We start from the raw sequence: 13,251 nt of genomic DNA, 5'->3' as shown, positions 1-13,251 counted from the left end.
CCGAAGGTCCCTGCCGGTAGGCGGGGGTTCCGTTTACTTTACGGTGTCGCTGATTGCCTTGTTGAGGATCGTCTGCTCGTTTTCACCGCTGGGGATGCGGACGTTCTTCTCGATGAACTTCCACGCGTTGCGCTTTTCGGATTTCACGGAAAACACAAGCTTGGCCATCTTGAAATCACCGCTGCCGCCTTTTTTGTTTTTATCGCCGAACGACTGTTTCTTTGCCATGGTTGCTGAACTGGTTCTTTTTGTTGACGGAAAAGATATCGAAAGTAATAAAAATTAATCCCATAACCAAGATCGTTGTGCACCGAAAATCGACCTGTTTTTCAGGCTGAGGGTGCTTCGATCAGCCGGCCCCTGTGGAAGATGCCCAGGGGGCGCCCCTTGAGTTCGCGGCCGAGGAACGGGGTGTTGGCGGATTTCGAGCGCAGGTGCTTTTCTTCGACCTTCCACCGGGCCTCGGGATCGATCAGGGTGAAGTTGGCTTTCTCTCCTTCGGCGATGCTGATGGCCGAAAGCTGCATGATCTTCCTCGGGTTTACTGAAAGCAGTTCCACGGCCCGCTGCATCGTCACGATTTTTTTGTCGACCAGTTCGCTCATGGTCAGTGCGAGCGAGGTCTCAAGGCCGATGATGCCGAACGAGGCTTCGCCGGGAGGGCACTCCTTTTCGTGGTGGGCGTGCGGTGCATGGTCGGTCGCAATGGCGTCGGCCGTGCCGTCCCGGAGTGCCTCGAGGACCGCGTCGCGGTTCTTTTTGGAGGTGAGCGGGGGCTTCATGATGAAGTTGCCTTTCTTCTCGGCATTGAAGAGGTCCTCGTCGGTCAGCGTGAAGTGGTGCGGCGTGACCTCGCAGGTGACCTGGAGGCCGTCTCTCTTGGCCTCGCGGATCAGCTGGAGGGATGCCGCCGTGCTGATGTGGGCTGCGTGGTAGCGGGGCCGCTGCAGCGGGTCGTGCAGCTTGTGCTCCTCGAGCCAGCGGAGCAGGAGCAGGTCGCGGGCGAGCATCATGGATTCGGAGACGTCCGGAATGCCCTTGAGCCCGAGTTTGGCCGACCAGATCCCTTCGTTCATGACGCCGCCCGAGGTGAGCGAACGGTCTTCGCAGTGCTGGATGATGAGCATGCCGAAGTTCGATGCGTATTCGAAGGCGAGGCGCATCGTCTGGCTCGCCTGGATGGCGGTACCGTCGTCGGAGAGAGCCCGGACGCCGTAGGACTTGAGGCTGCCGAAGGCCGAGAGTTTCTCTCCCCGGCTTCCCTCCGTCATGGCGGCGATCACTTCCAGGTCGACGGGAAGGCGTTCGGCATGGTGGCGGATGAAGGTGACTCCGAGCGGGCTGTCGATGACCGGCGTGGTGTTCGGCATCAGTGCTACGCCGGTAAAGCCTCCGGCTGCAGCGGCTGCGGAGCCTGTTTCGAGGGTCTCCTTGTACTCCTGGCCGGGTTCGCGGAAATGGCAGTGCATGTCGAAGAGGCCCGGGGTGAGGAGCTTGCCCTCCATCTCGACGACGTGTTCGCCCTCCCGCGGCTCGAGACGCCCGTTGCCGAGTGCAAGGGTTTCGATGAGGCCGCCGTCCGTCACCCTGACGGATCCTACGGTGTCGATGCCGTCCTCGGGACTCAGAATATGCGGCTGCTGGAAAACGGTGCTCATGGTTCTCTTGCGCGTTTAATTGTTTTGCGGATTTTCGACCTTGGCCTCAAGGACGGCCAGTTCTTCGGCGGCGTTGGTGCCGACGGGGCTGCAGACATATGCCCGGAGCCTGTCGCCTGCATTGACGGGGCCGACTCCGGCCGGCGTGCCGGTGAAGATCAAATCCCCTTTCCGCAGTCCGTAAAGATACGACAAATAGCTGACAAGCTCGGCAGGCGGGTGGATCATCTCCCCGACGGCCGCATGCTGTACTCTTTTGCCGTTGAGGTCGAGGGAGACCGTCCAGTCGGAACCCGGCAGGGCTCCGGCCAGGGGGTGGAAGTCCGAGACGAGCGCGCTTCGGCGGAACCCTTTGCTCCTGAGCCACGGGTTTCCCGCCTTTTTGGCCTCAAGCTGCACGTCGCGCAGCGTCATGTCGAGGCCGGCGCCGACGGCCGAAACGTATTTTGCGGCCTCCCCCGCTTCGCATCCGTCGGTGTCCTTTCCGACGAGAAGCACCAGTTCGGCCTCATAGTGCATGGAGTTCGACAGGGCCCGTCCGTAGAGATGCGGAACGCTTATCCTTCCCTCAGTCTCGAGGGCCGTGGCGGGCTTCATGAAGATGATCGGCTCCTCTTCTTCTCGCCGTGCCGGGGGGGCTCCGCTCTCTTCCTCCATCTTCAGCATTTCAAGGGCGTGTTCCCGGTAGTTCTTGCCGACGCAGAAAATCGAGTGCGGATCGAGTCCGTAGCGGGAGATCGGGGTGGATGAAAGGGTGGCGCTGTCCATGGAAATGTTGCAATTGTGTGAAATGGGGCGAAGGCGGCCGGCTGAGCGTTGCCCGGAGCATGTTCCGGCGACAGGAAACCCTTCAGTTTTATTATCTTATTGTATGACAACGCTTGATTGATTCCAACTGTTTATTTCCTGCCATGCCTGTGCAGAAGGAGGACCTGGAACGGTGAGAACGAAGGCCCACATTCGCGCTTCTCTCATACGGCGGCGGCGGGCCATCCCGCCGGAGGAGGCCCGGCTGAAGAGCCTGGCGGCGGCGGAGCACGCGCTCTGCCTTCCCGAGCTCGCGGATGCGGGCGCCGTGCACCTCTACCTCCCGATGGCCGGAAGCGGCGAGATGGATACCCGGCTCCTTGCCGAACGTCTTGCCTCCGCCGGCATCCGGCTCATGGCGCCCCGGATCGATGGGGACGGCCTCCTCTCGGCACCCTACAGCCCCGGCATGGAAACGGTGGCGTCCCGTTTCGGGAACCCCGAGCCTCCCGCGCCGGAAGGGCCGGTTGACGAATCCCTCATCGGGGCCGTTGTCGTGCCCCTTGTCGCAGTCGACCGCCGCGGTTACCGCCTCGGTTACGGCAAGGGCTTTTATGACCGTTTCTTTCGGCGTCTCGGCGATTCGGCGCTCACCCCCTGCCGTATCGGATTCGGGTTCGATCTGCAGCTGCTTGACCGGCTGCCTGTCGATGTGTGGGACGAACCGCTGGATTTTTTTGTCTCCGAAGAGGGTTCCCTAAGACTGAATCATTAACTATCGAAAAAGCGCGATGAGTGAAGAAATACGAGAGCCCGCAACTGTTGCCGATGTGAATTCCGAAGTTGATTTCCATGACGAAAACCTCTACGTCAACCGGGAGCTGAGCTGGATCTACTTCAACCAGCGGGTCCTCGAAGAGGCGCTCGATGGCGACGCGCACCCCTTGCTCGAGCGGGTGAAGTTCATCTCCATTTTCAGTTCGAACCTCGACGAATATTTCATGATCCGCGTCGCAGGCATCGAGGACCAGTACGAAGCCGGCATCCAGGATCGGACCATCGACGGCTATACGCCTCTTGAGCAGCTCGACAGGATCCGCGACATGGTCACCCGCCAGATCATCCAGCGCAACGACTGTTTCTACAACGACCTGCTGCCGGCGATGGAGAAGGAGGGGATCACCTTCGTGCGCATCGAAGATCTTGACGGGCCGCAGAGGGAAACGCTCCGGAGCTATTTCCGCCAGGAGATCTATCCGGTGCTCACGCCGCTGGCATTCGATACCGGCCATCCCTTTCCGTTCATGTCGAACCTGTCGCTCAACCTCGCCATCGAACTCGAGGAGACCGACAGCGGAATGAAGCGGTTCGCGAGGGTGAAGGTCCCGAGCATCCTGCCGAGGATGCTCCCTTTCAGCAGCATCGAGGGGCTCGGTTCCGACGACGGGATCATCCGCTTCATCTGGCTCGAGGACCTCATCCGCAACAACCTCGACCTCCTCTTTCCGAAGATGCACATCGTCCGCTCCCATCTCTTCCGGCTCGTCAGGGACGCCGACATCGAAATAGAAGAGGACGAGGCCGGCGACCTGCTCGAGACGATCGAGGAGGGGATCCGTTCCCGCCGTTACGGCAAGGTCGTCCGGCTCGACATCAGCCCCGAGATGCCGGAATCGATCCGCAAGCTGCTCATGAAGAACCTCCAGGTGACGGAACGCAACGTCTATGCGATCGAAGGCATCCTCGGGCTCGGATGCCTGATCGATTTGCTTCGCGTCGAGCGCCCGGATCTGAAGGACGAGCCGTTCGTGCCCGCCATTCCCATCGAGGAACAGTACGGCCGCAATCTCTTTGCCGCGATCCGCACGCGCGACCAGCTGCTCCACCACCCCTACGACTCCTTCCAGCCGGTGGTCGACTTCATTGCGCAGGCGGCGGCCGATCCCGACGTGCTCTCCATCAAGCAGACCCTCTACCGTGTCGGAAGCAACTCGCCCATCGTCGAGGCGCTGATGAGGGCCGCCGAGTCGGGCAAGCAGGTCGCCGTGCTCGTCGAGCTCAAGGCCCGTTTCGACGAGGAGAACAACATCGTCTGGGCCCGTGCCCTGGAGGATGTCGGAGCGCACGTCATCTACGGCCTTCCTGGCCTGAAGACCCACGCCAAGCTCACGATGGTCGTCCGCCGCGAATACCATAAGCTGAGGCGCTATCTCCATCTCGGAACCGGCAATTACAACCCGGCCACAGGGAAGATCTATACCGACTACAGCCTCTTCACCGCCAACGACGAGATCGCCGACGACGTCGCCGAACTGTTCAACTCACTGACCGGCTACTCCCGCAACACCCTGTACCGAAAGCTGATCGTTTCGCCCATCAGCACGCGCCGGCGCATCATCGAGATGATCGAACGGGAGGTCGAGCTGCACGGGCGCCAGGGCGGGGGGCGCATCATCATGAAGATGAACGCGCTCGTCGACGGGCGCATCATCCGTTCGCTCTACAGGGCTTCGTGCGCAGGCGTTGCAATCGACCTCGTCATTCGAGGAATATGCTGCCTGAAACCCGGCATCCGGGGGGTCAGCGAGAACATTTCCGTCAAGAGTGTGATCGGAAGATTTCTGGAACACAGTCGCGCGTATTATTTTGAGAATGGAGGCACTCCCGAGGTCTACCTCGGAAGCGCCGACCTTATGCCGAGAAATCTCGACCACCGGGTCGAGACGCTCTTTCCCGTTCTGGACTCTTCCATCGTTGCCGATGTGAAGGCCGACCTGGACCTCATGCTTGCCGACAACCTCAAGTCATGGGCGATGGAGGCCGACGGCACCTACGTTCCCGTTGGGGAGGTAGGCGAGCCGGTCAACAGCCAGGTGGCGTTCCTGCAGCAGTCGACGAGGAAGAGGGCCCTCCATAAACTTAAGTAGCATCATCATGAAGATTGCAGTTGGAAGCGACCATGCCGGCGTGGAATTCAAGAAAGAGATCGTAGCCTGGCTTGAGGGCCATGGCCACACCTGCACGGACATGGGGCCGTACACCGAGGATTCGGTGGATTACCCCGACTATGCCCACAAGGTCGGCCGCTCGGTTGCTTCGGGGGAGCACGAGCAGGGCATCCTGCTCTGCGGTACCGGCATCGGCATCTCGGTTTCAGCAAACAAGGTTCCCGGAGTGCGCGCCGCCCTCTGCTGCCGGCCCGAGTACGCAACGCTCGCCCGCCAGCACAACAATGCCAATATCCTCTGCTTCGGGGCACGGTTCACCGATCTGGCGACCATCCACGAAAGCCTTCACAACTGGTTCTCCGCTGACTTCGAGGGCGGCAGGCACCAGCGCAGGGTGGACAAGATCGAGCCATGCTGCTGAGCGACTGCATATCCCACTGCCTCGAACGGCAGTATCCGGCGTTCGAGGACTCGGCGCCCGCCGCCGATGTCCTCAAGGCGCTTCGCAAGAAAAACCTCACCTCCGTCCCCGTTCTCCACGGGGGGAAGTTCGCGGCCATGGCTTCATTCGCCGATTTCGACCGTTACATGGAGAAGAAGGGGCCGCTTGAGGGCGTTCCGGTGAGGAAACTCGGCCTGAAATCCGCTGCTTCGGCAACTTCAGGCGAGGATCTTTTCGTGTTCTTTTCGCGGCTGGGGAGCATTCCCGGCCCGGTGATCCCGGTCGTGGGGGAGAACGGCATGTTCGAGGGGGTGATCCGCAAGGACCGTCTTCTTGCGCGTGTGGCAGAGATCTTCCATCTCGGCATAGACGGCATGACGCTCGAGCTCGAAGTGCCGATGTTCGGCGTGAAGATGTCGGAAGTGGTCGCAGCCATTGAGAAGAACGACGCAACCGTCCTGAGTTTCGGCTCCTATGTTCCCTCAGCCGAAAGCGAGGGGATGGTCATCATCATGCGCCTTGTCGCACACGATCCCTTCCGTCTCGTCAAGAACATCGAGAAGTACGGCTACGTCATCCGCTACGCGGCTCCGCTGTCGGCCGTCACCGACGAGGACCTGAAAGAGAAGGCGCTCGAGTTCATTCGTTTCATGGATCTCTGAGACCCCTACTGGTACTGGCGTACCGCCGCCACGACGACCCCCATGATCCTGAAATCGCTGTCCGGAGGAACCGGAATGGGGTGGTACTTCCTGTTTTCCGGTGCAAGCGATACGACCCCGCCTGCACTGATGCAGAGCGTTTTCACGGTAACCTCCCCGTTCAGGCTTGCGATCACCACCTGCCCGTCACGCGCGGTCTCGCGCGCTTCGACGAGCAGCGTGTCGCCTGCCATGATGCCGATTTCCATCATGCTGTCGCCGCTGACCGTGAGGGCATAAATGTTTTTCTTCCCTCTGGTCCACGACTGGGGAAAGTCGAGCCATGAGTCAACATCTTCGGCGGCAGCAGCCGGCATGCCTGCTGGCACCGCGCTGCTGTAGAGCGGGACCTTCACCGTCGGCAGCTCATCCCGTACGGCTGAGTCGACCGCTCCGATCATTCGCCCGACCTGCTGCTCCAGCATGAGGAGGCGGTGTGAAAGGGTTTCTTCGCCGTGGTTCCGGGCTGTTTCTTCCAGCATCCCGCCTTTCCCGGTGAGCAGCCACTGGTGACGGACCCTGCCTGTCCTGCATATGGCTTCTATGACGGCCGCGCTGGTGCCGCCTTTGCCGTTCTCGAGTTCCGAGACCCTGTTTCCCGATATTCCGATCTTTTCGCCGAACTGGTCCTGCCGCAGTCCGCAGTGCCTCCTGACGGCACGGATTCTCTCTCCGAGATTTGCTGGATGGTTCATGTCGCCTCCTGGTTGGGATGGGCCGGCAGGGGGGAATGCCGGATTCTGCTTTTACTGTAAAATCGTGAATAATTCCATAAAAACCGAAATTATTCGTTCGGGGGATCCCTTGCCCCCTGTTTTTGCAATTGGCGTGTTATTCGTACCTTTTATCAGCCAAGTGCGTCACCCTCCCGTGCCGCTCCACTGAATCACGCGAAAGTATCCTTTATGTCACCTGACCGCAATTCCGACCTTTCCCGGAGGATCCGGGAGAAGGCCGCAGCCGTCTTTGCCGAGATCCGGGCAATCCGCCGCGATATCCACGCCCATCCGGAGCTCTCCTACGAAGAGTTCCGCACCAGCGCGATCATCCATGAATACCTCAAGGGGCTCGGGATAGAGCCCGAGCCGCAGTTCCTTGAAACCGGGGTCGTCGCGGTGCTCGAGGGGGAAGCGGAGGGCGCCGCATCAGGGCCGCAGATTGCGCTTCGCGCCGATATCGACGCCCTGCCGCTTTCTGAGGAGAACGCCTGCGAGTTCAGCTCCCGCACTGCCGGTACGATGCATGCCTGCGGCCACGATATGCATACCGCCATGCTGCTCGGGGCCGCCTCCATTCTCTCTTCGATGCGCCATGAGCTCCGCGGAAGCGTGCTCTTCATTTTCCAGCCCGCCGAAGAGAAGGCTCCGGGCGGCGCCCGACCGCTGATCGATGCCGGGATCTTCAAGCGCTTCAACCCTGCAGCCATCATCGGCCAGCACTGCTTTCCCAACGTTCCCTCCGGTTCGGTCGCCCTCTGCAAGGGAAGCTTCATGGCTGCGGCCGACGAGCTCTATTTCACGATTTCGGGGCAGGGGGGGCATGCCTCCGCACCCCACAAGGCAGCCGATCCTGTCCTCGCCGCCGCCCATATCATCACGGCCTGCCAGCACCTCGTCAGCAGGGTCGCTCCTCCGCACGAGCCTGCCGTCGTCTCGATCTCCTCGATCCAGGGCGGCCACGCTCCCAACGTCATCCCCTCCAGGGTGGTGATGAGCGGCACCATGCGCACGATGAACGAGGAGGTGCGCGCCCTCCTGCATGAAAAGCTCCGCCAGACCGTCCGCCATGTCGGCGAAGGGCTCGGCGTTGAGGCCGAGGTCGAGATCCGCCAGGGCTACCCCGTGCTCTACAACGATCCGGAGATCACGCGCAATGCGGCGATCGCCTGCTCCGAATACCTCGGCCGGGAGCATGTCATCGACAGCGAGCCGCTCATGACGGCCGAGGATTTCGCCTACTACCTCCAGGAGCGGGCCGGCACCTTCTGGCAGATCGGTACCGGCCTTCCGGACCAGGACCGCTCGAACATGCTGCACTCTCCGACCTTCTATCCCGACGAGGAGGCCCTTGGAACCGGAGCGGGCCTCTTGGCCTATTCGGCCATGCGGTTCATGGATTTCCTCGGAGGAGGAAAGCGCTGACGGGGGGAGCCGTGCTGCTTCCGATTTCCCTGTAATGAAGAAAGGCGCCCGTTCGGAGCGCCTTTCTTCATGGTCGGTAAGGGGTGCGTATCCCTCAGGCCTTGCCGTCGGAGCCGAGCACGTTCTTGATCTTGTGCATGTAGAGCTGCTTGAGCGAATCGCGGGCGGGACCGAGGTATTTGCGGGGGTCGAACTCCTCGGGCTTTTCGTCGAGCACCTTGCGGACCGCGGCGGTCATGGCAAGGCGGCCGTCGGAATCGATGTTGATCTTGCAGACGGCGGATTTCGCGGCAAGGCGAAGCTGGTCCTCGCCGATGCCGATGGCGTCTTTCAGCTTGCCGCCGTGCTCGTTGATGACCTTGACCAGCTCCTGCGGGACCGACGAGGCGCCGTGCAGGACGATCGGGAAGCCGGGAATGCGCTTTTCGATCTCGGCAAGGATGTCGAGGCGGATCTTGGGGTCTTCGCCGGGCTTGAACTTGAAGGCGCCGTGCGAGGTGCCGATGGAGATGGCAAGGCTGTCGACGCCGGTCTTGGCAACGAAGTCCTCGACCTCTTCAGGCTGCGTGTAGGTGTGGGACGCGTGGGAGACCTCGTCCTCGATACCTGCCAGCACTCCGAGCTCGCCCTCGACCGTGACGTCGAACTGGTGGGCGTACTCGACAACTTTTTTGGTCAGCGCGACGTTCTCATCATAAGGGAGGTGCGAACCGTCGATCATGACCGAGGAGAAGCCCGATTCGATGCAGTCCTTGCAGAGTTCGAAACTGTCGCCATGGTCGAGGTGGAGCACGATGGGAACCGGGCTTCCGAGCTCTTCGGCGAATGCGACGGCACCCTGGGCCAGATAGCGCAGAAGGGTCTCGTTTGCATAGCTCCTGGCGCCTTTCGACACCTGGAGGATGACGGGCGACTTGGTCTCGGCGCATGCCATGATGATGGCCTGCAGCTGCTCGAGGTTGTTGAAATTATAGGCCGGAACGGCATAGCCGCCTGAGACGGCTTTCTTGAAAAGCTCCCTGCTGTTGCAGAGGCCCAATGATTTATAACTAACTGCCTGCTTTTGCATTGGATGCGCTCCCTTTTGTATTATTATGTGCGTATATGCCGGTATCCTCCAGCCCGGGACGAACCTGCCGGATCGCTCCAGGCTGAACCAATATAATAATTTGTCGTTCATTACCGACCAAGCGCTGCCACAGCAGCTTAACGCCCAAGACTCCATCGCAACTTGACACCGCTTCGTAAAACCCTTCCGATCTTTATTGCCGCGCTTCTTGTCGGGGCCCAGCCCCTTTTTGCAAACAATGTGAAAACTCCTGCGCCCAGGGCCTCCGCTCCGGCCGTGCTCAGGCCTACTCCCGCGCAGGAGGATGCGGCTCGATACATCAGCCAGTACCTGCTGGAGAACCACTACCGCAAGGTCGCCGTCGGTGATTCGCTCTCGCAGGAGGTCTTTTCCCGCTACCTCGACAACCTCGACGGGAGCCGGAGCTACTTCATGGCGCCGGAGGTGGAGCGCCTGCGCGAAGCATACGGCAACCGTATCGATGACGATTTCCTTTCCGGAAAGGCGACGTCGGGGTTCGCCATCTACAACCGCTTCCTGCAGCGCGCGTATGAGAAAATGCGCTACATGCGCGCCGCCGCCGATACCGTCCACTTCAATTTCGCCGCTCCCGAGACGCTCGCCGTCCAGCGCAAGGACGACCCGTGGCCCCGCACCCGCCAGGATCTTACGGCCCTCTGGCGCAAGGAGCTGAAATACCAGTGGCTCAACCTGAAGTATTCGGGCGAGAGCCAGAAGACCATCCGCCAGACGCTTGCCAAAAGCTTCACGAGCCGGTTGAACCTCCTGCGGCGCCAGACGCCCGAGGATGCGTTCCACGCCTATACCTACGCCCTGACCACCTCGTTCGATCCGCATACCGACTATTTCTCGCCGGACGAGTACGAGAATTTCCAGATCGACATGAGCCGCTCTCTTGAGGGTATCGGGGCGAAGCTGCAGACCGAGAGCGAGTATACCCTCGTCAACGAGGTCATTCCCGGCGGTCCCGCCTACAAGAGCAACCTGCTGCGGAAAGGGGACAAGATCGTCGGCGTCGGCCAGGGAAAGGTTTCCGAGATCGTCGATGTCGTCGGCTGGCGCATCAACGACGTGGTCAAGCTTATCCGCGGCAGGAAGGGAACCATCGTCCGGCTCAAGATCCTTCCCGCAAGCCAGGCGGGCAGGGGACCGGCAAAGATCATCATGCTGACCCGCGACAAGGTGGACCTCGAGGAGCAGGCCGCACACAAGAAGATCATCATGCAGAACGGCCGGAGGATCGGCGTCATCACCATCCCCTCGTTCTATCTGGATTTCGAGGCCCAGAGGCACAACGACGGTTCCTATAACAGTACGAGCCGCGACGTTGCACGCATCCTCGACGAACTTACGCAGTCCGGCGTGGACGGCGTCATCATCGACCTGCGCGACAACGGCGGAGGATCGCTCGAGGAGGCCGTCAACGTCACGGGCCTTTTCATTACCTCGGGACCGGTCGTCCAGATCAGCAACTCGACCGGCGGGAAGATGGTGCTGCGCGACGAGGACCGCCAGGTGGCATACTCCGGTCCGCTCGTCGTGCTCGTCAACCGCTACAGCGCTTCGGCGTCGGAGATCTTCGCCGCGGCCATCCAGGACTACGGCAGGGGAGTCGTCGTCGGCGAGCGGACCTTCGGCAAGGGGACCGTGCAGAGCATCATCAACCTGACCCGCCCCTACTCGATCTTTCCTCGCCAGCCGGGCCTCGGGCAGATGAAGCTGACCATCGCGAAGTTCTACCGGATCTCGGGAGAGAGCACCCAGCACAAGGGCGTCGTGCCGGACATCACCATCCCTTCGCTGATCGACGCTTCGGCCATCGGTGAGGATACCTATACCAGCAGCCTCCCCTGGAGCACCCTTTCGCGTACCTTCTTCCGGCCGATCGAGGACGTCACGGCCTCTGACATCACGCTCCTGCGCCAGAAGTTCCAGGGCCGCTCGCTGCGAGACAAGCGCTACCAGAGCTATCTCTCAGACCTGGCGGCGCTCAATCGCATCCGGAAGAAGAAGTCCGTGTCCCTGAAGGAGTCGTCGTTCCGGGTGGAAACCGAAAGGATCAAGCAGATCGAGAAGCTCTGGGCACCGGAGGGAGGAGCGCAAGAGGACAAGAAAAAGACGGGGCCGGTCCAGCCGGACGTGGTGCTTGCGGAGACAGCCGGCATCGCCGGCGATCTTTCGGCCCTGCAGGGTTCACGGCCCGGAACCGTGGTCAGAAGTGAGGTGGGGGCTCAGGGGGAAGCTTCTTCGGCCGCGAAGAAATAACGTGCCGTTTACATTTTGTTCTTGTAAACCAGCGTTAATAACGCTAAACTCCAAACATACATCAGCCAATGGTTGGCTGATAGCGCTTTCAAGTAATTGGTGCTTTGGTTACTTGTATGCTCACTTCCTTATCAATGCACGCGATTACGGATACTAGACAATGAACATTTACGTCGGCAACCTGCCTTACACCGTTACTGAAGAGGACCTCCGCGAAGCTTTCTCCGAGTTCGGAGAAGTCGCAAGCGCAAACGTCATCACCGACAAATTCTCCGGCCGCTCGAAGGGCTTCGGATTCGTCGAGATGCCTGACGATGCCGCTGCACGCGAAGCCATCGAGTCCATGCACGACAAGGACTTCAAGGGTCGCTCCATCATGGTCAACGAGGCAAAGCCCCGCGAAGAGAGAGCTCCCCGCCGCGATCGTTACTGATCCCAGCTGAAAGCAAAAGCTTCAGAGCCGGGCAGGATCTTTTCCTGCCCGGCTTTTTTATTGCGTATCTTATCCTTCATGATTACCCCCATGGCCATAAGGATGCGGCGTGATTTTTGGATGATGTCGCGAAACGGGTTTCCAATAAACTACAACCCGCTTCCGGTTGTTTGATTTGCTGACCAGTACATTTTACGAAGTTTCTGCTGCTTTCCCAATACTCTTTTTCTTTCAGCGATAATCCCTGCTGCAAGGTCCTGATGCATCTGTTCCGGGGTCACATATCCGATGCGTGAATGGTAGTGTTCCGTGTTATACCAGCGGAAATACCCCCCGAAAAAGTCCATGACAACTCCTTCATTCAAGTGCGAAAACCTGCCCGGATATACCGGTGCCCGCTTGAGACTGCTGAAGAACGACTCGATGAACGGGTTGTCGTTCGGAGTTCTCGGCCGACTGAACGTCTGCGTCAGTCCTAAATCCGTGAACATCTGCTTGACATCCTTGGCTTTCATCTGAACTCCCCGGTCATTGACGACCACGGGTAAGTTCTCTTTATCGACATCGAGCAACCCCTCGGCAATGATGGCGTCATCGATCAGTCCCATAGCCTCTTCGTGGTTATGGTACCTGCTGATTCGCCAGGCAACCACTTTCCGGCTCCATTCGTCAAGCATCACATAGAGGTACCAGAACACCCGTAGCACATCGGTTTTGATGTAGCTGACATCCCAGCACCAGCACTGGTTCGGACCCGTCAGTTCGTCCGGCCGGTCTGGCTTGTTCCTTCTGGTGCTGTTCCGTACTCTCCCTGTCCTGTCGTCAC

13 protein-coding genes are annotated in these 13,251 nt (G+C 60.2%); 7 read left to right on the top strand and 6 right to left on the bottom strand.

Translation table 11 applies throughout. From position 1 onward, the window contains the following. Nucleotides 1-33: 33 nt before the first annotated feature. The 3 genes from E0L29_RS00065 to E0L29_RS00055 all read right to left on the bottom strand — a co-directional run bounded on the left by E0L29_RS00065 (nt 34) and on the right by E0L29_RS00055 (nt 2,426). A complete protein-coding gene (locus E0L29_RS00065; RefSeq protein WP_131353304.1) occupies nt 34-228 on the bottom strand; it encodes a hypothetical protein in 195 nt (64 codons plus the stop codon). 101 nt (nt 229-329) lie between these two features. Next, on the bottom strand, nt 330-1,658 hold the full coding sequence (locus tag E0L29_RS00060) for a dihydroorotase (protein WP_131353302.1): 1,329 nt from the start codon (nt 1,656-1,658) through the stop codon (nt 330-332). Between the two features lie 15 nt (nt 1,659-1,673). Continuing rightward, nucleotides 1,674-2,426 (bottom strand): fumarylacetoacetate hydrolase family protein, encoded by a 753-nt coding sequence (locus tag E0L29_RS00055; protein ID WP_131353300.1) that lies wholly within the window; start codon nt 2,424-2,426, stop codon nt 1,674-1,676. A gap of 172 nt (nt 2,427-2,598) precedes the next feature. Between E0L29_RS00055 and E0L29_RS00050 the strand changes: the two genes are divergently transcribed. From E0L29_RS00050 to E0L29_RS00035, 4 genes are read left to right on the top strand one after another with little or no spacing between them, the layout of a single operon-like run. After that, on the top strand, nt 2,599-3,180 hold the full coding sequence (locus E0L29_RS00050; RefSeq protein WP_165498783.1) for a 5-formyltetrahydrofolate cyclo-ligase: 582 nt from the start codon (nt 2,599-2,601) through the stop codon (nt 3,178-3,180). Nucleotides 3,181-3,196: 16 nt separating this feature from the next. Beyond that, the gene (ppk1, locus tag E0L29_RS00045) at nt 3,197-5,332 is read left to right on the top strand and encodes a polyphosphate kinase 1 (RefSeq protein ID WP_131353296.1); all 2,136 of its coding nucleotides are present in this window, start codon (nt 3,197-3,199) and stop codon (nt 5,330-5,332) included. A gap of 7 nt (nt 5,333-5,339) precedes the next feature. Further along, nucleotides 5,340-5,774 carry a ribose 5-phosphate isomerase B gene (gene rpiB, locus E0L29_RS00040; protein ID WP_131353294.1) on the top strand — a complete coding sequence of 145 codons (435 nt, stop codon included), beginning with the start codon at nt 5,340-5,342 and terminating at the stop codon, nt 5,772-5,774. Further along, complete coding sequence (locus E0L29_RS00035) at nt 5,765-6,457, top strand: CBS domain-containing protein (RefSeq protein ID WP_131353292.1); 693 nt, start codon at nt 5,765-5,767, stop codon at nt 6,455-6,457. Before rpiB ends, E0L29_RS00035 begins: the two co-directional genes overlap by 10 nt. A 5-nt stretch (nt 6,458-6,462) precedes the next feature. On the opposite strand, the gene E0L29_RS00030 is transcribed toward E0L29_RS00035, so the two are convergent. Then, entirely contained in the window at nt 6,463-7,191 is a 729-nt protein-coding gene (locus E0L29_RS00030) for an XRE family transcriptional regulator (protein WP_131353290.1), read from the bottom strand. A 210-nt stretch (nt 7,192-7,401) separates the two neighbouring features. On the opposite strand from E0L29_RS00030, the gene E0L29_RS00025 reads away from it, so the two are divergent. Next, nucleotides 7,402-8,637 (top strand): M20 family metallopeptidase, encoded by a 1,236-nt coding sequence (locus E0L29_RS00025; RefSeq protein WP_131353288.1) that lies wholly within the window; start codon nt 7,402-7,404, stop codon nt 8,635-8,637. 94 nt (nt 8,638-8,731) lie between these two features. On the opposite strand, the gene E0L29_RS00020 is transcribed toward E0L29_RS00025, so the two are convergent. Next, nucleotides 8,732-9,706, bottom strand: coding sequence for a class II fructose-bisphosphate aldolase (locus tag E0L29_RS00020; protein WP_131353286.1), 975 nt, complete (start codon nt 9,704-9,706; stop codon nt 8,732-8,734). A 240-nt stretch (nt 9,707-9,946) separates the two neighbouring features. Between E0L29_RS00020 and E0L29_RS00015 the strand changes: the two genes are divergently transcribed. Beyond that, entirely contained in the window at nt 9,947-11,992 is a 2,046-nt protein-coding gene (locus tag E0L29_RS00015) for a carboxy terminal-processing peptidase (protein WP_242664218.1), read from the top strand. Nucleotides 11,993-12,152: 160 nt separating this feature from the next. Next, on the top strand, nt 12,153-12,425 hold the full coding sequence (locus E0L29_RS00010; protein ID WP_131353282.1) for an RNA-binding protein: 273 nt from the start codon (nt 12,153-12,155) through the stop codon (nt 12,423-12,425). Between the two features lie 149 nt (nt 12,426-12,574). On the opposite strand, the gene E0L29_RS00005 is transcribed toward E0L29_RS00010, so the two are convergent. Further along, nucleotides 12,575-13,251 (bottom strand): DDE-type integrase/transposase/recombinase (locus tag E0L29_RS00005; RefSeq protein ID WP_131353280.1); only part of this gene is annotated, 677 nt, incomplete at its 5' end.

Source organism: Chlorobium sp. N1 (assembly GCF_004332115.1).
GTDB lineage: Bacteria > Bacteroidota > Chlorobiia > Chlorobiales > Chlorobiaceae > Chlorobium.
This window is presented reverse-complemented; position numbering and strand designations above follow the sequence as displayed.

What these genes read in the sequence shown, in the direction of transcription:
- E0L29_RS00065 (WP_131353304.1), bottom strand. Translation starts at nt 228, where the DNA reads ATGGCAAAGAAACAGTCGTTCGGCGATAAAAACAAAAAAGGCGGCAGC.
- E0L29_RS00060 (WP_131353302.1), bottom strand. Translation starts at nt 1,658, where the DNA reads ATGAGCACCGTTTTCCAGCAGCCGCATATTCTGAGTCCCGAGGACGGC.
- E0L29_RS00055 (WP_131353300.1), bottom strand. Translation starts at nt 2,426, where the DNA reads ATGGACAGCGCCACCCTTTCATCCACCCCGATCTCCCGCTACGGACTC.
- ppk1 (WP_131353296.1), top strand. Translation starts at nt 3,197, where the DNA reads ATGAGTGAAGAAATACGAGAGCCCGCAACTGTTGCCGATGTGAATTCC.
- rpiB (WP_131353294.1), top strand. Translation starts at nt 5,340, where the DNA reads ATGAAGATTGCAGTTGGAAGCGACCATGCCGGCGTGGAATTCAAGAAA.
- E0L29_RS00035 (WP_131353292.1), top strand. Translation starts at nt 5,765, where the DNA reads ATGCTGCTGAGCGACTGCATATCCCACTGCCTCGAACGGCAGTATCCG.
- E0L29_RS00030 (WP_131353290.1), bottom strand. Translation starts at nt 7,191, where the DNA reads ATGAACCATCCAGCAAATCTCGGAGAGAGAATCCGTGCCGTCAGGAGG.
- E0L29_RS00025 (WP_131353288.1), top strand. Translation starts at nt 7,402, where the DNA reads ATGTCACCTGACCGCAATTCCGACCTTTCCCGGAGGATCCGGGAGAAG.
- E0L29_RS00020 (WP_131353286.1), bottom strand. Translation starts at nt 9,706, where the DNA reads ATGCAAAAGCAGGCAGTTAGTTATAAATCATTGGGCCTCTGCAACAGC.
- E0L29_RS00010 (WP_131353282.1), top strand. Translation starts at nt 12,153, where the DNA reads ATGAACATTTACGTCGGCAACCTGCCTTACACCGTTACTGAAGAGGAC.